16 protein-coding genes are annotated in these 17,243 nt (G+C 72.3%); 11 read left to right on the top strand and 5 right to left on the bottom strand.

Going from position 1 to position 17,243, the window contains the following annotated elements; all coding sequences use genetic code 11:
* Nucleotides 1-233 precede the first annotated feature (233 nt).
* From AC0699_RS29475 to AC0699_RS29445, 7 genes are all read left to right on the top strand, one after another.
* Entirely contained in the window at nucleotides 234-1,688 is a 1,455-nt protein-coding gene (locus AC0699_RS29475) for an MFS transporter (RefSeq protein WP_478666213.1), read from the top strand.
* A 123-nt stretch (nucleotides 1,689-1,811) separates the two neighbouring features.
* On the top strand, nucleotides 1,812-2,804 hold the full coding sequence (gene dhaK, locus AC0699_RS29470; protein WP_478666210.1) for a dihydroxyacetone kinase subunit DhaK: 993 nt from the start codon (nucleotides 1,812-1,814) through the stop codon (nucleotides 2,802-2,804).
* Between the two features lie 46 nt (nucleotides 2,805-2,850).
* Nucleotides 2,851-3,480, top strand: a complete 630-nt coding sequence (gene dhaL, locus AC0699_RS29465; RefSeq protein WP_478666208.1) for a dihydroxyacetone kinase subunit DhaL — start codon at nucleotides 2,851-2,853, stop codon at nucleotides 3,478-3,480.
* On the top strand, nucleotides 3,477-3,878 hold the full coding sequence (locus AC0699_RS29460; protein ID WP_469772753.1) for a PTS-dependent dihydroxyacetone kinase phosphotransferase subunit DhaM: 402 nt from the start codon (nucleotides 3,477-3,479) through the stop codon (nucleotides 3,876-3,878). The genes dhaL and AC0699_RS29460 overlap by 4 nt, the downstream gene beginning before the upstream one ends.
* 201 nt (nucleotides 3,879-4,079) lie before the next feature.
* Complete coding sequence (locus AC0699_RS29455; protein ID WP_478666203.1) at nucleotides 4,080-6,125, top strand: oxidoreductase; 2,046 nt, start codon at nucleotides 4,080-4,082, stop codon at nucleotides 6,123-6,125.
* Nucleotides 6,126-6,281: 156 nt separating this feature from the next.
* Complete coding sequence (locus AC0699_RS29450; RefSeq protein ID WP_478666200.1) at nucleotides 6,282-6,845, top strand: PadR family transcriptional regulator; 564 nt, start codon at nucleotides 6,282-6,284, stop codon at nucleotides 6,843-6,845.
* A 234-nt stretch (nucleotides 6,846-7,079) separates the two neighbouring features.
* Nucleotides 7,080-8,510, top strand: coding sequence for an FAD-dependent oxidoreductase (locus AC0699_RS29445; RefSeq protein WP_478666197.1), 1,431 nt, complete (start codon nucleotides 7,080-7,082; stop codon nucleotides 8,508-8,510).
* A 42-nt stretch (nucleotides 8,511-8,552) separates the two neighbouring features.
* Here AC0699_RS29445 and AC0699_RS29440 read toward each other — a convergent pair whose 3' ends face one another.
* A complete protein-coding gene (locus tag AC0699_RS29440; protein ID WP_478666196.1) occupies nucleotides 8,553-9,467 on the bottom strand; it encodes a LysR family transcriptional regulator in 915 nt (304 codons plus the stop codon).
* Nucleotides 9,468-9,568: 101 nt separating this feature from the next.
* On the opposite strand from AC0699_RS29440, the gene AC0699_RS29435 reads away from it, so the two are divergent.
* The 4 genes from AC0699_RS29435 (at nucleotide 9,569) to AC0699_RS29420 (ending at nucleotide 13,060) form a co-directional block, all read left to right on the top strand.
* Complete coding sequence (locus AC0699_RS29435; RefSeq protein ID WP_478666193.1) at nucleotides 9,569-10,738, top strand: diaminopropionate ammonia-lyase; 1,170 nt, start codon at nucleotides 9,569-9,571, stop codon at nucleotides 10,736-10,738.
* Nucleotides 10,735-11,283: a hypothetical protein gene (locus AC0699_RS29430; protein ID WP_478666190.1), complete on the top strand. Its 549-nt coding sequence runs from the start codon at nucleotides 10,735-10,737 to the stop codon at nucleotides 11,281-11,283. The genes AC0699_RS29435 and AC0699_RS29430 overlap by 4 nt, the downstream gene beginning before the upstream one ends.
* A gap of 9 nt (nucleotides 11,284-11,292) precedes the next feature.
* Nucleotides 11,293-12,267: a prolyl aminopeptidase gene (pip, locus tag AC0699_RS29425; RefSeq protein ID WP_478666188.1), complete on the top strand. Its 975-nt coding sequence runs from the start codon at nucleotides 11,293-11,295 to the stop codon at nucleotides 12,265-12,267.
* A gap of 262 nt (nucleotides 12,268-12,529) precedes the next feature.
* Nucleotides 12,530-13,060 (top strand): nucleoside-triphosphatase, encoded by a 531-nt coding sequence (locus AC0699_RS29420; RefSeq protein WP_478666186.1) that lies wholly within the window; start codon nucleotides 12,530-12,532, stop codon nucleotides 13,058-13,060.
* A 121-nt stretch (nucleotides 13,061-13,181) separates the two neighbouring features.
* Here AC0699_RS29420 and bla read toward each other — a convergent pair whose 3' ends face one another.
* The 4 genes from bla to AC0699_RS29400 form a co-directional block, all read right to left on the bottom strand.
* Nucleotides 13,182-14,099: a class A beta-lactamase gene (gene bla, locus AC0699_RS29415; RefSeq protein ID WP_478666183.1), complete on the bottom strand. Its 918-nt coding sequence runs from the start codon at nucleotides 14,097-14,099 to the stop codon at nucleotides 13,182-13,184.
* A gap of 180 nt (nucleotides 14,100-14,279) precedes the next feature.
* Nucleotides 14,280-15,419: a vWA domain-containing protein gene (locus tag AC0699_RS29410; protein ID WP_478666181.1), complete on the bottom strand. Its 1,140-nt coding sequence runs from the start codon at nucleotides 15,417-15,419 to the stop codon at nucleotides 14,280-14,282.
* A complete protein-coding gene (locus tag AC0699_RS29405) occupies nucleotides 15,412-16,320 on the bottom strand; it encodes an AAA family ATPase (RefSeq protein ID WP_478666179.1) in 909 nt (302 codons plus the stop codon). Before AC0699_RS29405 ends, AC0699_RS29410 begins: the two co-directional genes overlap by 8 nt.
* A complete protein-coding gene (locus AC0699_RS29400) occupies nucleotides 16,313-17,239 on the bottom strand; it encodes an XdhC family protein (protein ID WP_478666177.1) in 927 nt (308 codons plus the stop codon). Before AC0699_RS29400 ends, AC0699_RS29405 begins: the two co-directional genes overlap by 8 nt.
* Between the last annotated feature and the right edge of the window lie 4 nt (nucleotides 17,240-17,243).

Here is a 17,243-nt window from a genome sequence, read left to right as displayed (position 1 = left end):
CCGCACGGGTCGTTCCCTGGCCTCCACCGCGCGGTCACCGGCGCCGGCAGGGTCAGGGCGCGGGCCACCGTGAACTCCGGATGGCGGCCGGTGCCGTCCCCGCGTGGCACGTTGATCAGTCGCGGCCGGTGGCCTTCACTCTTACCGGCGCCTCGCCTCAGCCCCGCGGCACCGGTCCGCGATCCGTCGCACACCACACCCGACCGCTCTGGGGGTCGTTCACCGTGCCCGTAGTGACCAACGGATCTCCCGGCGGATCCCTTCCTCTGGGTGCGGCGCTCGACAGCGCGCCCATGTCACGCCTGCACCTGAAGTTCTGGCTGCTGGCCGGACTGGGGATCCTGCTCGACGGCTTCGACTTCTTCATCATCGGTGTCGCCAATCCCCTGATCGCCAGGGAATTCGGCGCGACCTCCGCCGAGCAGGGACTGCTGTCGGCCGCCGCGATCGTGGGAGCCGCGCTCGGCGCCGCTCTGCTCGGTCCCCTCGGCGACCGGATCGGGCGCAGCCGGATCTTCCGGGTCGACCTGTGGCTGTTCGTCGTGTTCTCGGTGTTGTGCGCCTGCGCGTGGGACATCTGGTCCCTGATTGCCTTCCGGCTCATGCTGGGTGTCGCCGTCGGGCTGGACTACCCCATCGCGGCCAGCTACCTCGCGGAGATTCTGCCGGCCCGGAGCCGGGGACGCTGGCTCGTCGGCGCGTTCAGTCTGCAGGCGGTCGGCATTCTCCTGGGAGCGGCGGTCGGTGTGGTGACTCTCCTCGTGCTGCCGGACATCACTTCCTGGCGCATCATGCTGGGGTTCGGTGTGCTGCCTGCCCTGCTGATCATCCACTTGCGGCGGAAGGTGCCCGAGAGCCCGCGCTGGCTGGCCGGCAACGGCCATGAGCAAGAGGCCTGCGCGGTCGGGCGGGCGCTGACCGGGCGGCGGGTCCACATCGGCGAGGCGGACCGTGCGCGGCAGGAGCCGCCGCCCGAGGGGCTCAAGGCCTTCGTCCAGCCCCAGTTGTTCTCGCGCCGGCTGAGGCGACGGACGGTCTTCACGGCCGTGCCCTGGTTCCTGATGGACATCGCGACCTACGGGGTGGGCATCTTCACCCCCACCTTGCTGGCCGGCCTCGCACTGGCCGGCGCGAATGCCACGTTCATCGCCGACGACGTGGCTTCCACCGAGGGCACGGCTGCCCTGGACGTCTTTCTGGTGATCGGGTTCCTGCTGGCGATCGTGCTGGTCGACCGCGTAGGGCGGGTTCCGCTCCAGCTGGCCGGATTCGCGGTGATGACCGGTGCGCTCTGCCTTCTGGCCGCAACGGGCCGGCTCCCGGGCGGTGCGGGATCGCACCTCGTCCTGGTCTTCCTCGGCTTCGCCCTGTTCAACACCTTCATGAACATGGGGCCCAATGCCACCACCTTCGCGCTGCCTGCCGAGGTCTTCCCGTCCGAAGTGCGGGCCGCGGGGCATGGTTTCGCCGCCGGGTGCGGAAAGCTCGGCGCCGCCCTGGGCACGTTCCTTTTCCCCGTGCTGCTGGCGGACATCGGCCAGAGCGCACTGCTGTACGGCATCGCGGTGACCAGCGCGCTCGCCTTCACGGTCACCCTGGTCTTCCGCGTCGAACCGGCCGGACGCTCGCTCGACGAACTCTCCGGTGGGGAAGCTGCGGCCGTTTCACCACGGGTGACTCCGCCGTAGCGGCCTACCATGTGAGCATCCGTACCGAGCGCGCCATGGCCGGCATTCGGCACCACGGCACCCAGCCCGACCTGCGAAGACCCTGTTCAGAGTGATGATCGCCAGTCTCATCAGGAGGTAGCCATGCGGATGCTCATCAACGTCCCGGAGACCGTCGTCGCGGATGCCCTGCGGGGATTGGCGGCCGCACATCCCGAGCTGAGTGTGGATGTCGAGAACCGGGTCGTGGTCAGGGGAGACGCTCCGGTCGCCGGCAAGGTCGCGCTGGTGTCCGGGGGCGGGTCCGGGCATGAGCCGTTGCACGGCGGGTTCGTCGGGCCGGGGATGCTCTCGGCGGCATGCCCCGGGGAGGTGTTCACGTCGCCCGTACCGGACCAGATGGCGCGGGCCGCGGCCGCCGTCGACAGCGGGGCGGGGGTGCTGTTCGTCGTCAAGAACTACACCGGCGACGTCCTCAACTTCGACATGGCCCAGGAGCTCGCCGAGGACGAGGGTGTCCAGATCGCCAAAGTGCTGGTGAACGACGACGTGGCGGTGACGGACAGTCTGTACACGGCAGGCAGGCGCGGTACGGGAGCGACGCTCTTCGTCGAGAAGATCGCCGGAGCAGCCGCCGAGGAGGGCGCACCGCTGGAGCGGGTCGAGGCCATCGCGCGGCGCGTCAACGAGCGGTCGCGCAGCTTCGGCGTGGCGCTGAGCGCGTGCACGACGCCGGCCAAGGGCAGTCCCACCTTCGATCTCCCGCCGGGCGAGCTGGAGTTGGGCATCGGCATCCACGGGGAGCCGGGCCGCGAGCGGCGCCCGATGATGACCTCGGGGGAGATCGCGGACTTCGCGGTGAACGCCGTCCTGGAGGACCTGCAGCCGTCCAGTCCGGTGCTGGCGCTGGTCAACGGCATGGGTGCGACACCGCTGCTCGAACTGTACGGGTTCAACGCTGAGGTGCAGCGCGTGCTGGTCGAGCGCGAGGTGCCGGTGGCACGGACCCTCGTCGGGAACTACGTGACCTCGCTCGACATGGCCGGATGCTCGGTGACGCTGTGCGAGGCGGACGAGGAGCTGCTGCGGCTGTGGGACGCACCCGTGCAGACTCCCGCGCTGCGCTGGGGCCGTTGAACCGTGGACGCAACGCATCCGTGGTGAGCAACGAAAAGGAGACACAGTGCTGGACACGGGTTTCTTCCGCCGCTGGATGACCGTCACCGCCGCCGCCATGGACCGTGAGGCCGGCCGTCTGACCGAACTCGACTCCGCGATCGGGGATGCCGACCACGGCAACAACATGCAGCGTGGTTTCACCGCGGTGACCACCGCACTGGAGAAGGAGGCGCCGGACACTCCGGGAGCCCTGCTGATGCTGTGCGGACGGCAGTTGATCTCGACGGTGGGCGGCGCGTCGGGTCCGCTGTACGGCACGCTGCTGCGGCGTACGGGCAAAACGCTCGGCGACGCGGCGGAGGTCTCCCCGGAGCAGCTGGCGGAGGCACTGCGCGCGGGCGTCGCCGCGGTGGCGCAGCTCGGCGGGGCGAAGGCCGGGGACAAGACGATGCTGGACGCGCTGGAGCCCGCCGTGGAGGCGCTCGGCGATTCGGCCGAGTCGTTCGCGGCCGCCCGGGAGGCCGCGGAGCAGGGCGCGCTCGCAACCGTACCGATGCTGGCACGCAAGGGCAGGGCGAGCTATCTGGGCGAGCGCAGTATCGGGCACCAGGACCCGGGGGCGACGTCCTCCGCGCTGCTGATCGCCGCCCTCGCCGAGACGGGCGGGACGAGCGGGACGGAGGTGACGTCGTGAGCCAGGTCGGCGTCGTCCTCGTCTCGCACAGCGCGGAGGTCGCGGCCTCCGTCGCCGAACTCGCCAGGGGGCTCGCGGGCGGCGGCGCGACCGCCCCGGTCGCGGCAGCCGGCGGTACGCCGGACGGCGGGCTCGGCACCAGCTCGGAGCTGATCACACAGGCGGCGATGGCGGTCGACCGGGGTGCGGGCGTCGCCGTCATCGTCGACCTCGGCAGCGCGGTGCTGACCGTGAAGGCACTGCTCGCCGAGGGGGACGAGCTGCCGGAGGGGACCAGGCTGGTGGACGCCCCGTTCGTGGAGGGCGCGATCGCGGCGGTGGTGACCGCCTCGGCGGGCGGCGATCTGGACGCGGTGCGGACGGCGGCAGCGGAGGCGTACGGCTACCGGAAGGTCTGAGTGCGGGGATCCTGACGACCAGCTGTTCTCACGGGCTGCCGGCCGCCGACGCCACCGGGCCGCGGACTCCGGAGGACCTGGACCGCCGGGCGGCGCCGGCGTAGCGCATGTCACCCCTCCCTCGTTGTGCAACTTGTTGCATAACGGCTCGTCGGCGTCTACAAAGGGACTCGACGCACCTTGCGCGAGGAGGAACCCCTGATGACCCCGCCGCCCCCGCAGCCCCAGGCCCCGGCCCCGTACCCGCACCTGCTGAGCCCGCTCGACCTCGGGTTCACGACGCTGCCCAATCGGGTGCTGATGGGCTCGATGCACATCGGCCTGGAGGAGGCGGAGAACGGCTTCGAGCGCATGGCCGCCTTCTACGCCGCCCGTGCGCGCGGCGGCGTCGGCCTGATCGTGACCGGCGGTATCGCCCCGAACGACGAGGGACGCCCGTACGACGGCGGCGCCAAGCTGACCACCGAGGCGGAGGCCGCACAGCACCGCACCGTGACGGACGCGGTGCACGCGGCGGGCGGCCGGATCGCGATGCAGATCCTGCACTTCGGCCGGTACGCGTACCACCCGCAGCTGGTCGCCCCCAGCGCGCTCCAGGCGCCGATCAGCCCGTTCGTCCCGAACGCCCTCACCGACGACGAGGTCGAGCGGACGGTCGAGGACTACGTACGGGCCGCGGAGCTGGCCAAGTCCGCGGGATACGACGGAGTCGAGATCATGGGCTCCGAGGGCTATCTGATCAACGAGTTCATCGCGAGCGCCACCAATCAGCGCACCGACCGCTGGGGCGGCTCGTACGAGAACCGGGTCCGCTTCCCGCTGGAGATCGTCCGTCGCACCCGTGAGCGCGTCGGCGAGGACTTCATCCTGATCTACCGCCTCTCGATGCTCGACCTGGTGCCGGGCGGCTCCTCGCTGGAGGAGGTCGTCACGCTCGCCAAGGAGATCGAGGCGGCCGGCGCGACGATCATCAACACCGGTATCGGCTGGCACGAGGCCCGTATCCCGACGATCGCGACCTCGGTGCCGCGTGGCGCCTACACCTGGGTGACGCGGAAGCTGATGGGATCCGTGTCGGTGCCGCTGGTCACCAGCAACCGGATCAACACCCCCGAGGTGGCCGAGCGGCTGCTCGCCGAGGGGCGCGCCGACATGGTCTCGATGGCGCGGCCGTTCCTGGCCGACCCGGACTTCGTGACGAAGGCGCGGGAGGACCGCGCCGAGACGATCAACACCTGCATCGGCTGCAACCAGGCCTGCCTGGACCACACGTTCAGCGGGAAGATCACTTCCTGCCTGGTCAACCCGCGTGCCTGCCACGAGACCGAGCTGATCCTCTCCCCCACCAGGCTGCGCAAGCGGCTCGCCGTCGTCGGTGCGGGCCCCGCGGGTCTCGCCTTCGCCGTGTCCGCGGCCGAGCGCGGACACGCGGTGACCCTCTTCGACGCCGGCGACGAGATCGGCGGGCAGCTGAACATCGCCAAGCGGGTGCCGGGCAAGGAGGAGTTCGAGGAGACGCTCCGCTACTTCCGTACGCAGCTGGAGCTGCGCGGCGTGGAGGTCCGCCTGAAGACCCTCGTCACGCCGGAGCTGCTCAGCGGGTACGACGAGATCGTGGTGGCCACGGGAGTCTCTCCCCGCACGCCGGAGATCGAGGGCGTCGGCCATCCGAGCGTCGTCAGCTACCTCGACGTCCTGCGGGACGGCGTCGCGGTGGGCGAGCGCGTGGCGATCGTCGGCGCGGGCGGAATCGGTTTCGACGTCGCGGAGTTCCTCACCGACGGCGGCGAAGGGGCGAGCCTCGACCCGGAGACGTACTTCCGGCAGTGGGGCGTGGACACCGCGTACGGGACGCGGGGCGGGCTGCGGGCTCCCGAGCGCCCGAAGCCGCCGCGTACGGTGCATCTGCTGCAGCGCAAGCCCACCAAGGTCGGCGCGGGTCTCGGCAAGACGACCGGCTGGATCCACCGCACCGAGCTCAAGCACCGTGGTGTCACGATGGTCGCCGGAGCGACGTACGACCGCATCGACGACGCGGGCCTGCACATCACGGTGGACGGCGCGTCCACCGTCATCCCCGTCGACACGATCGTGCTCTGCGCCGGACAGGAGCCGCGCCGCGATCTGTACGAGGAGCTGAGCGCGGCCGGACACACCGTCCACCTCATCGGTGGCGCCGATGTCGCCGCGGAGCTGGACGCCAAGCGCGCCATCGACCAGGGCACGCGGCTGGCCGCGACGATCTAGGGTGTGTCCGGGGGCGACCCCCCGGACCCCCGTATCGCCCTTCGGGCGTGTCCTCGGTCTCCCCCGGAGCTTCGCCTGGGGCCACCCGCCAAGGGGCTCTGCTGGGCCCTTCCGGCGATCGAGGCGCGGCTGTTCACCCGAACCTAGGATGACGCCATGTCACTCCCGCACGCGATCCTCACCGCCCTGCTCGAGAAGCCGTCCTCAGGGCTGGAGCTGACCCGCCGCTTCGACAAGTCGATCGGCTACTTCTGGTCGGCCACGCATCAGCAGATCTACCGGGAGCTGGGCAAGCTGGAGGAGGCGGGGCACATCCGTGCCCTGCCGTCCGCCCAGCCGACCCGCGGCCAGAAGAAGGAGTACGAGGTGCTGCCCGCGGGGCGCGCCGAGCTGACCACGTGGGTCGGCAGGACCGAGGACCCGAAGCCGATCCGGGACGCGCTGCTGCTGCGGATGCGGGCGGCGGCGGTGGTGGGGACGGAGGGCCTGGAGGCCGAGCTGCGCCGTCATCTCGCGCTGCACGAACGGCAGTTGGCCGAGTACACCGATATCGAGCAGCGGCATTTCCCGCCGGAGCGGGACTCCGTCGAGGACCGGATCCGGCATGTCGTGCTGCGTGGCGGGATCGATCTGGAGCGGTTCTGGATCGAGTGGCTGACGTATGCGCTGACCGAGCTGGGCCGGCCGGTGGCCGACGGCCAGGGAGTGTCTTCGAAGTAGCGTCGCCGGGCAGACGGGACTTCGAAGACACGGCCCAGGTCGGCCCAGGGGTTTCTTTCGGATCCTGCCGGATCGGGTACAGCCTCGACGACAGCCGCGACCATCACGTCGCCCAGCACCGGGACGAGGCCTCATACCACATCGAGCGCCTCCGGCCCGGCCCTCGTGATCTTCAGGGCCGCGCCGGGAATACTGGTCGGTCCTGGATCCACGCGCTGACCACGAGGGGCGGACATGGTGAACCATGCGCAGATGAACGGCAGTTGGCGGCGGAGCGCGGGTGGGCGCCATGCCGTCGTCGTCGGAGGCAGCCTCGCGGGGCTGCTCGCGGCGCACGTGCTCGCCGAGCACGCCGACAAAGTGACGATCGTCGAGCGCGACCGCCTCCCGGAAAGTCCCCAGCCGCGCGCCGGCGTACCGCACGGCCGGCACGCCCATGTGCTGCTGGAGGGCGGACAGCTCGCGCTGGACTCGTTGCTGCCAGGATTCATGGCCGAGCTGAGGGCGGCGGGCTCGCCCCGGGTCGGCATGCCGTCGGACATGGTGCAGTGGAGTGGCGGCTGGTTCCGGCGCACGGCGCCGACGACGCACATCTACACCGGTTCCCGCGCCCAGATCGAGCATCTGGTGCGCGAGCGGGTGCTGGCCAACCCGTTGATCACGAGGGCCGAGTCGACGGACGCAGTCGGGCTCGTCGGCGATGCCTCGCGGGTGCGGGGAGTGCTGCTGCGCGAGCGCGGCGACGGGTCACGGGCCGGCCGCGCGGAACCGCACACCCTCGAAGCCGACCTGGTCGTGGACGCGTCGGGCCGCGGTTCGCGTGCCTCGCAGTGGCTGAGTGCGATCGGTGCCGAGCCACCGCAGGAGGAGACCATCGACACCGGTCTCGCCTACACCTCACGCATCTACCGCAACACGAGCAAGAACCTGGGCACCGAATCCCTCGCGTACTGGTTCTACCCGAACCCGTCGCAGGTGTACGGAGGCGGCGTGCTGCCCCTGGAGGACGGCACCCATCTGGTCATCTTCTCGGGCCTGCGGGGCCAGGAACCTCCCACGGACGAGGCCGGTTTCACCGCGTACGCGGCCCGCTTCCCCCACCCCTACTTCCATGAGTGGCTGCTGGAGGCGGAGCCGCAGACGGCGCCCTTCGGCTTCCGGTCGACATCGAACGTGCGGCGCCGGTACGACCGCCCGGGCCGCCGCCCCGCCGGATTCCTCGCGACGGGCGACGCGCTGTGCACCTTCAACCCGATCTACGGGCAGGGCATGTCGGTCGCCGCGATGAGCGCCGTGGCACTGCGCGACGCGCTGGGCGATCAGCGTCGTACGCCGACGACGCGGCGGGTCCAGCAGGCGCTGTTCGAGGCCTCGCGCCAGGCCTGGGACATCTCTTCGGGCGCGGACAGGAAGATGCCGGGCGCGGCGGGGAGCGCGGTGACCGCGCGGGCCGTGGACCGTCCCGCCGCCTGGTACCTGAGCCGCGTCCAGCAGCGGTACCCGGGCGACCCCGACGTCGTGGGCCCCGCCTTCCGTTCCGTACTGACGCTGGCCACGCCGCTTACCGCGCTGTTCGCGCCGAAGGTCGCTCGCGCGGTGCTGTTCGGCCCGGTCCCCGGGACGCCCACCGAGCCGCCGATGCAGCGGGAGCCGGCCGTCGGCTGACGTCTCGTCAGCGGTCGGCTGCCGGGCCGGCAGTCGGCGCCGTCACGCGGGACGGGCGGTGGCCTGGCGTGCGGACTCCCGGAGCGCCGCGCGGCAGGCCACGACCGCGGGGTGCCGGCTGCCGCCGCTGCGGACGGCGGTGAATATCCGGCGCGAGGCGCGGCCGCTGGGCAGGTCCCGCAGGGGGACGGTCGGGGTGCGGCCGTGCCAGACGAGATCCGGGAGCAGCGCGGCGGCGTGGCCCTCCTCGACCAGCCGCAGATGGAGCAGCAGGTCGGCGGATTCGTACCGTACGTCCGGCTCGAAACCGGCGTCGCGGCACAGCGACAGCGCCCACTGGCGGGCGACGGTGCCTTCCGGCTCCATCACCCATGGATGCGCGGCGAGCCCGCGCAGCGCCTGCTGTGGGTCGCCGGTGTCCCCGGGGCCCGGCAGGGCGAGGCGGAGCGTGTCCGTGCACAGCTCCTCCTGTTCGATCCGGTCGGGCCGCGGGCCGGGGCTGCCCGGGTACTCCTCGCCGACGACCAGATCGAAGTCGCGTGCGAGCAGGGCGGGAAGGGCTGTCTCCGGCTCCAACTGGGTGACGTGGACGCGGAGTCGGGGATGCGAGGCCCGGATCAGGGTCAGCGCGGCCGGGACGAGGGCGAGCGCCGCCGTCTGGAAGGAGGCGATGCGCAAGGTGCCCGTGAGCTCGTCGAGCGAGGTCGCGATGTCCGCCTCTGCCTGTTCGAGCCGCTCCAGCAGGGCCTCGGTGTGGGCGACGAGGATCTCGGCCTGCGGCGTGAGCCGCACGCGCCGGCCGACCGGCTCCAGCAGCGGCACTCCCACCCCCGATTCCAGCTGGGCGAGTTGCTGCGACACGGAGGAGGGGCTGTACGCCAGCGCGGCGGCCACCGCCGCCAGGGTGCCGCGGTGCTTCAGCTCACGCAGCAGACGCAGCCGGTGCAGATCCAGCATCGGATCCTCCGCCCCAGGGATCGATCGTTCGGATTTCCCGATGAGTATTGCTCGGAAACATTCGCTGGACCAAGGAGAGCCGGTCCCGGCACGGTGGTGACGTGACAGAGAACGCTTCCACCGCTCCCCTGGGCTGGTACGTACGGCCCGAGGCCAGGACCTGGCGCTGTGACCCTGCTCCCGCCGGGATCGCGGCCTTCCACGCCGGGCTCCCCGGCTACTCCCCCACCCCGTTGACCGAACTCCCCGATCTGGCAGGCGAACTGGGCGTGGGCAGGGTGTTCGCCAAGGACGAGTCTGCACGGCTCGGGCTCGCCGCCTTCAAGGCGCTCGGCGCGTCCTGGGCGGTCCACCGGCTGCTCGGCAGACATCGCGGGCCCGATGGCGAAGAGCAGAGGACCGACGACGCGGCGCTTCGGCGCGACGGCGGACCTCTGGTGCTCGTCACCGCGACGGACGGCAATCACGGGCGCGCCCTCGCCCGGATGGCCCGGCAGTCCGGGCAGCACGCCCGGGTGTTCGTCGCCGGCGGGGTGCATCCGGCCGCCACGGCCGCCATCGAGGCCGAGGGCGCGGAGGTCGTCCAGGTCCCCGGCAGTTACGACGCGGCCGTCGCCCGCGCGGCAGAAGCCGCCGCGGAACCGGGCTCCGTCCTGGTCCAGGACATGGCCTGGCCCGGTTACGAGGAGATCCCCGGCTGGATCGTCGAGGGGTACTCCACGCTGTTCACCGAGACCGACTCCCAGCTGCGGGACGCCGGAGCAGGACCGGCCGGGCTGGTGTCCGTGCCCGCCGGAGTGGGTTCCCTGGCCCAGGCGGCCGTCACCCACTACCGCAGCCGGGCGACGGGATCCTCGCCCGCGCTGCTCACCGTCGAACCGGACACCGCGGCGTCCGTACTGGCCTCCCTCAGCGCGGGGCGGCCGGCCACCGTGGAGACAGGTTCCACCACCATGGCCGGTCTCAACTGCGGTACGGCCTCCTCCCTCGCCTGGCCGGTGCTCCGCGACGGCCTCGACGCCGCGGTCGCCGTCGGCGACCCGGACGCGGACCTGGCCGCACGCGACCTGGCCGCCCTCGGTGTGCCCGCGGGTCCCTGCGGGGCCGCGTCGCTTGCCGGGGTCCGCGCCGCGCTGACCGGGCCCGGCGCCGCCGGACGCAGGGCCGCGCTCGGCGCGGGACCCGGCACCACCGTCGTACTGCTCTGCACGGAGGGCAGCACGGCCAACCCCCACTCCCTCCCCCACCAGCCCGAGGCAGCCACCCGATGACCACCACGGCCGCGTACGGCGAACTGCGCACCACCGTCGGCCATCTGGCCGTCCACCCGGACCTCACCAACATCGTGCCCGCCCGCGCCGAGCTCACGGTCGACCTGCGCAACCCCGACGACACGGCGATGGCCCGGGCCGAGGAGGATCTCGACACGTTCCTGCGGACACTGCGGACGCAGCAGCCCGGGCCGGGCGTCTCCACCCGCCGGATGGCGAGGACGAGCCATGTGGCCTTCGACGCGTCCGTCCAACAGGACATCGCCAGGGCCGCGGACGACCACGGGCTGCGCCGGCTGTCGCTGCTGTCGGGCGCCGGACACGACGCCCAGGAGATCGCCGCGCTCTGCCCGACCGCCATGATCTTCGTGCCCGGTGAGTACGACGGGATCAGCCACAATCCCCGTCTCCCGAAACTTGCGCCCGAGGCGTCGACGTCCTGGCGACGACGCTGCTCCGGCTCGCCGGGCAAGCCTGAAACTCCGCTGCGAAGGCGGGACGGGGCGCCTATCGTGATCGACTCCGCCCGCGCCGCCCGCACCTGAGGAGCCGTCATGCCAGAGATGTATCCGCCCGTCGAACCGTACGACCAGGGCATGCTCGACACCGGCGACGGCCATCTCGTGTACTGGGAGGTCTGCGGCAATCCGCAGGGCAAGCCCGCTCTGGTCGTGCACGGCGGGCCGGGGTCCGGCTGTACGCCCGGCGTCCGCAGCTACTTCGATCCCGAGCGGTACCGGATCGTCCTGTTCGACCAGCGCGGATGCGGCCGCAGCACACCGCACGCCGGCGATCCCGCCGCGGACCTGACCCACAACACGACGGGGCATCTCCTCGCCGACATGGAACGGCTGCGTGAGCTGCTGGGGATCGACCGCTGGCTGCTGTACGGCGGTTCATGGGGTTCGACGCTGCTGCTCGCGTACGCGCAAAGGCACCCGGAGCGCGTGTCGGAGATCGTCGATCGTCGTGAACGGTGTGACCACGACCCGGCGTACGGAGATCGACTGGCTGTACCGCGGTGTGGCGCGCTTCTTCCCGCAGGAGTGGGAGCGGTTCCTGGCCGGGGTGCCGGAAGCGGACGGTACGGCGATCCGGTCGCGGCGTACGCACGCCGGATGAACGACCCCGACCCCCAGGTGCGGTCGAAGGCCGCGAACGACTGGTGCGCCTGGGAGGACGCGGTCCTCTCACTGGAGCCGAACGGCGGCCCGGACGCCTACTCCGGCCGTGCCCCGGAGGCCCGGCTGGCGCTCGTGCGGATCGTCACGCACTACTTCTCGCACGGTGCGTGGCTGGAGGAGGGCGCGCTGATCCGCGACGCGGGGCGGCTGGCCGGGATCCCCGGGGTGCTGGTCCACGGTCGGCTCGATCTGTCAAGTCCCCTGGACACCGCGTGGGAACTCTGCCGTGCCTGGCGGGACGCGCGTCTGGTGACGATCGACGACGCCGGCCACCTGGGCAGCGATGCGGCCCGCGCGGAGGTTCTGCGCGCGCTGGACCGCTTCGCCGGGCGGCAGCCGGGCTGACAGGCCGTCGTCGACGGACCGTCAGGGGGCCGCGTGCGGCGGGTCGCGCGGCCGGAAGGCACGCAACGGACCCTACTGTCGTGGTCGTCGACCGCCGGGCTGCTCAGCTCGGTTGCGGTCATGCGCGTGGCTGTACCCGCAGCGGCCCGGCGGCCACCGACCGGTGGCGCCCGAGCACCCGATCGGCCGAGTGAGCGAAGGCCGCCGGCGCCGGTTCCCGCGGCCTCGACCGTCCGGGCCGCCGACCTGATGTGGAGACGAGATGCCGACGAGAATCCTGCTGGAAGGGCGGCCCGGCTCGGGGAAGACCACCGCCGTCCGCCGACTGGTACCGCTGCTGCGCACGCGGAACGTCGTGGGATTCACCACGGAGGAGATCCGGCACAGGGGTGCTCGGGAGGGCTTCGTTCTGGAGACCATGTCCGGCCGACGGGCCGTCCTCGCCCATGCCGACTTCCCGGGGCCGCCTCGGATCGGCCGTTACGGCGTCGACCTGAGCGTCATGGAACGGCTTGCGCTGCCAGCGCTGACGGCGGCGGCAACACGTCCGGCTGCGGGGCAGCTCGTGCTCATCGACGAGCTCGGCGGGATGGAGCTGGCCTGCACCGCGTTCCGCGACGTCGTCCGGGCCCTGTTCGATGCCGATGTCGACGTCGTCGCCACGGTCCATGTACGGCACGACCCGTTCACGGACGCACTCAAACGGCGCGCCGACATCGACGTCGTCCTGCTCACCGCCGCGAACCGGGACCTCCTCCCCGTCGAGCTCGCGGCACGGCTCGAGAACGGGTGAGAGGCGGTGCGGTCGGCGCACGGACTTCCGGGGCCGCCGTCACGGGCCCGTCCACTGCTCCGTGTGCGACCGCTCCGCCTCCACCTCCGGGGGACCGGCCGGGGCCCACCGCGCCGAAGCGTCAGGCGAGCGCGTTCGCCAGCAGCGCGGCGGTCCTGGCGATCAGCGGATTGTCCGCCGCGGCGTCGGAGGCCTGCTTGGTCGTCAGGACGGCCAGGACGACAGGTGACCCGTCCGCGGTCCAGGCGATGCCCACGTCGTTGTTCGTCCCGTACTTCCCCGCACCGGTCTTGTCGGCCAGGGTCCAGTCCGCCGGCAGCCCGGCACGGAAGCGCTCACCGCTGGTGGTGTTGGCGAGCAGCCACCCGGTGAGCCGTTCCCGGTCCCGCGGTGCGAGTGCGTCGCCGAGAACAAGTCGCGCGTAGGTCCTCCCGATCGCGCGTGGGCTGGTCGTGTCGGTCAGGCGGGCCGGCTCCGCCGAGTTCAGCTCGGGCTCCCAGCGATCGAGCCGGGTCGTCCGATCGCCGACCGAGCGGCAGAAGCGGGTGACGGCGGTGGGTCCGCCCAGTTCGCGGAGCAGCAGGTTCGCCGCTGCGTTGTCGCTGTAGCTGATGGTGGCGGCGCACAGTTCCCCGACGGTCATCCCGTCGGCAAGATGCTCGGGCGTACCCGTGATCGGGGCATAGCCCGAGTCCTTGACGTCTTTCTCGGCGTACCGGATCCGCTGTGCCAGGAACTCGCCATGGCGGTCGAGGTCGCGCAGGACGGCGGCGGCGGCGAGCGTCTTGAACACCGAGCACATCGGGAAACGCTCATCGGCCCGGTGAACGACGGTCTTCCCCGTGGTCAGGTTGCGCGCGTACACACCGAGGCGCGCGGAATGCTCCCGTTCGAGGTCAGCCAGCTGTCGGGGGACCGTGCCGCCGCCTGGCGCCGCCGCGTGGGCCGCACTGCTCGGTGACATGGCGGCGGCCAGAGCCGCACCTGCGCCGAAGGCCAGCACGGCGCGGCGAGACGGACGAGCCCCGATGATCTCCAAGATCCTGTTCTCCTCTCTCCAGCGGTCGTGACACAGGGGAAGACGTGTGATCGGTCGACTGGTTCCGCTTCGACGCGATCCAGCCATATCTGTCGCAACAGCGCCGATCGTCCCGTGCGGACGAGCCGTTGCCCACCCCACGCTGGAACCGGTTCGGGAGGGACACGGGAGAGGCCCGGGTCACCGTCGGCGGCCCGGGGCGGACAAGGCGGCGGTGAAGTCGTCCAGGGCCGCGAAGCTGTGGGCGCTGACGACGGCGTCGCAGTAGGGCAACGCGGCGGCCATGCCGCCGACGAGCGGACGGTAACGGGGGCTGGCCGTACGGGGGTTGACCCATACGACGCGGTAGGCGACGAGCGACAGCCGTGCCATGTGCGTGGCGAGGTCCGCGGGCCGGCCGGTGTCCCAGCCGTCGGAGACGATGACGACCACGGCGCCGTGCGCCATGCCCCGTCGGCCGAACCGTTCGTTGAACTCCGCGAGGCAGTCCGCTATCCGGGTGCCACCGGACCAGTCCGGGGCCGCCCGCCCGGCCCGTGCCAGGGCGTCGTAGGGCCCGGCCCGGTGGAGGGCGGGCGTGAGGCGGGTGAGCCGGGTGGCGAAGGTGAACACCTCGGCCCGGGCTGCGCGCGAGGCGCAGTAGAGCAGTTGCAGCATGGCGCGGGCGTAGGGCTCCATCGATCCGGAGATGTCGCAGAGCACGACGAGATCGCGGGGACGGGTGCGCGGTACGAAGCGGCGCAGCCGCAGGGGGTATCCGCCGGTGCGCCTGCTGACGGCCAGCGTGCGGCGCAGGTCGATCCGTTCGCCGTGGGGCGCGGGCCGGCGCCGGCGGGACGGCCGCGTCGGGGTGCGGAGCGCGACGGTGCGCATCATCTCGGAGAGGCGCGCGAGTTCCTCGGCGGACAGGGCCGCGAAGTCGCGGGCGGCGAGGCGGTCGAGGGGACTGGCGGCGAGAGGCAGGGCCACCTCCCGCGGCTGTGCGCCGGCCTCCCTGCCGCCTTCGTCCGCGGTGGCCTTCCTGTCGGCGCCGGGGACGGTGCCCGGAATCGACCGGGGCGGGTCGCCGGGCTGCCCGCGCCGTGCTCCGCGGTCGGCCGGGCCGCCGAAGACCTCGCGGAAGACCGCGTCGAACGGCTCGATCTGCTCGCGGTCGGACACCAGGGTGGTGAGCGCGCAGTGCCGCAACTCGCGCGTCGTCGACGGCGCCAGCAGGGTGACGGCCCGGGCGAAGCTCCGTGTGCGCTCGGGGCCCACCGCGATCCCGGCGTCGCGCAGGGCCCCGGTGAACGAGGCGGCCAGTTCCGGCAGATCAGGCATCGGTGCCGGTCTCCGCATCGACCAGCTCCGCCAGCCCGGCCCGGCGCACGGCCTGCAGGTCCTCGGCGTACTTGAGCACCGCCCCCAAGGTGCGGTCCGCGGCATCGGCGTCGAGCACGGAGAGCCCCAGCGCCTTGAGCGCGCCTGCCCAGTCGATCGCCTCGGCGATGCCGGGCGGCTTGGTGAGCTCCGGCAGGGCACGCAGCGCCGCCACCCCGCGCGCCACGCGCGCGGCCAGCCACTCGGCCGACTCCGGCACCCGTTTGCGGATGATCGCGGCGACCCGTGCGGTGTCCGGGTAGTCGATCCAGTGGTAGAGGCAGCGGCGTTTCAGCGCGTCGTGCAGGTCCCGGGTGCGGTTGGAGGTCAGCACCGCCACCGGCGGCACCGTGGCCCTCCGGGTCCCCAGTTCGGGGATGGTGACGGCGGCGTCGGCCAGCAGCTCCAGCAGGAAGGCCTCGAATTCGTCGTCGGCGCGGTCCACCTCGTCGATGAGCAGCACGGCCGGCCGCGGTCCCGGGTGGGAGATCGCTGCGAGCAGCGGCCGCGGGAGCAGATAGTCCTCGGCGAACAGGTCGGTGTCGCGCAGGGACTCCCCGCGGGACTCGGCCAGCCGGATGGCCAGCAGTTGCCGCGGATAGTTCCACTCGTACAGGGCCTCGGCCGAGGAGAGCCCCTCGTAGCACTGCAGCCGGATCAGCGGGGTGTCGAGTACGGCGGCGAGGGCGCGGGCCGCCTCGGTCTTGCCGACGCCGGGCTCGCCCTCCAGCAGGATCGGCTGCCGCATGCGCACGGCCAGCAGCAGCGCCGTGGCCAGGGCGTCGTCCGCCAGGTAGCCGACGGCGTCCAGCCGTGAGCGCAGGGCGGGGACATCCGGTACGAGGGCGTCGAGGTCAGGCATGCGCGTAACGGGAAGGGTCGTCGGCGAAGGCGTGCTGGCACCCCGGCCCGCAGAAGTACGCCGTGCCGCCGTCCCGGTCCAGCGCGAGGGTTGCGGGGGTGATCGGGACGGTCATGCCGCACACGGGATCGACCGCCTCGGCGACGGCGGGCGCCCCGGCGGCGGCGCCTGCGGGCCGCGCGGCCCGGGCGCGCCGGGGCCGCAGCGCGATGATCTCGGCGTACACCGAGAGCGCCACCTCCGCCGGGGTGCGTGCTCCGATGTCCAGCCCGGCCGGGGTCCGGACGTGCGCGCGCTGCTCCTCGGTGAGGCCCAGCCCGGCGAGTACCGCCGCGCCGCGCTTCCGGCTGGCCACCAGCCCGATGTACGGGACCGCGGCACGTACGGCCTCGATCAGCACGGGCTCCTCGTCGCGGCCGTGCGAGGCGACGACGACGACGTCCAGATCGGGCGGCAACGGCTCCCCGGGCGAGGCGGGCCGGGTGTCGAGGCCGAGCACGCGACCGACGTCGAGCAGGGCTCGGGCGATGGGCGCGTGTCCGTAGACGTGCACCAGTGCCGGCGGGAGGTTCACCTCCATGAAGATGTCGAGCGTGCCGCCCGACAGGCACGGATTGGCCACCGTCACCAGGCCCTGGCCCGTCGCCTCCGCGCCTTCGGCCCCGGCGTCCGCGGCGGCCGTGATCCGCAGCAGCAGCGACTCGCCGGTCTCCAGCAGCCGCAGACCATGCAGTTGCACCGTCGTCTCGGCGCATGTGCCGCCCACGAAGCCTTCGACGGTTCCGTCGGGCAGCACCAGCGCAGTGTCCCCGGGCTTGGCACTCGTGGGCCGTTCCGCGCGTACGACAGTGGCCAGAACGAAGGGGGTCCGGCCCTGCCGGAGCCCGTCCGCGCGGTTCAGCAGTTCGGTGCTCGTCATCACG

The sequence above is a fragment of the Streptomyces sp. NPDC043870 genome, assembly GCF_056435785.1.
The sequence above is the reverse complement of the archived record's forward strand: the minus strand, read 5'-3'. Positions and strand labels throughout refer to the sequence as shown.

Bases quoted from the DNA above. Each gene is read 5' to 3' on its own strand.
- dhaK (WP_478666210.1), top strand. From the start codon at position 1,812: ATGCGGATGCTCATCAACGTCCCGGAGACCGTCGTCGCGGATGCCCTG.
- AC0699_RS29455 (WP_478666203.1), top strand. From the start codon at position 4,080: ATGACCCCGCCGCCCCCGCAGCCCCAGGCCCCGGCCCCGTACCCGCAC.
- AC0699_RS29450 (WP_478666200.1), top strand. From the start codon at position 6,282: ATGTCACTCCCGCACGCGATCCTCACCGCCCTGCTCGAGAAGCCGTCC.
- AC0699_RS29445 (WP_478666197.1), top strand. From the start codon at position 7,080: ATGGTGAACCATGCGCAGATGAACGGCAGTTGGCGGCGGAGCGCGGGT.
- AC0699_RS29440 (WP_478666196.1), bottom strand. From the start codon at position 9,467: ATGCTGGATCTGCACCGGCTGCGTCTGCTGCGTGAGCTGAAGCACCGC.
- AC0699_RS29430 (WP_478666190.1), top strand. From the start codon at position 10,735: ATGACCACCACGGCCGCGTACGGCGAACTGCGCACCACCGTCGGCCAT.
- pip (WP_478666188.1), top strand. From the start codon at position 11,293: ATGCCAGAGATGTATCCGCCCGTCGAACCGTACGACCAGGGCATGCTC.
- AC0699_RS29420 (WP_478666186.1), top strand. From the start codon at position 12,530: ATGCCGACGAGAATCCTGCTGGAAGGGCGGCCCGGCTCGGGGAAGACC.
- AC0699_RS29410 (WP_478666181.1), bottom strand. From the start codon at position 15,419: ATGCCTGATCTGCCGGAACTGGCCGCCTCGTTCACCGGGGCCCTGCGC.
- AC0699_RS29405 (WP_478666179.1), bottom strand. From the start codon at position 16,320: ATGCCTGACCTCGACGCCCTCGTACCGGATGTCCCCGCCCTGCGCTCA.
- AC0699_RS29400 (WP_478666177.1), bottom strand. From the start codon at position 17,239: ATGACGAGCACCGAACTGCTGAACCGCGCGGACGGGCTCCGGCAGGGC.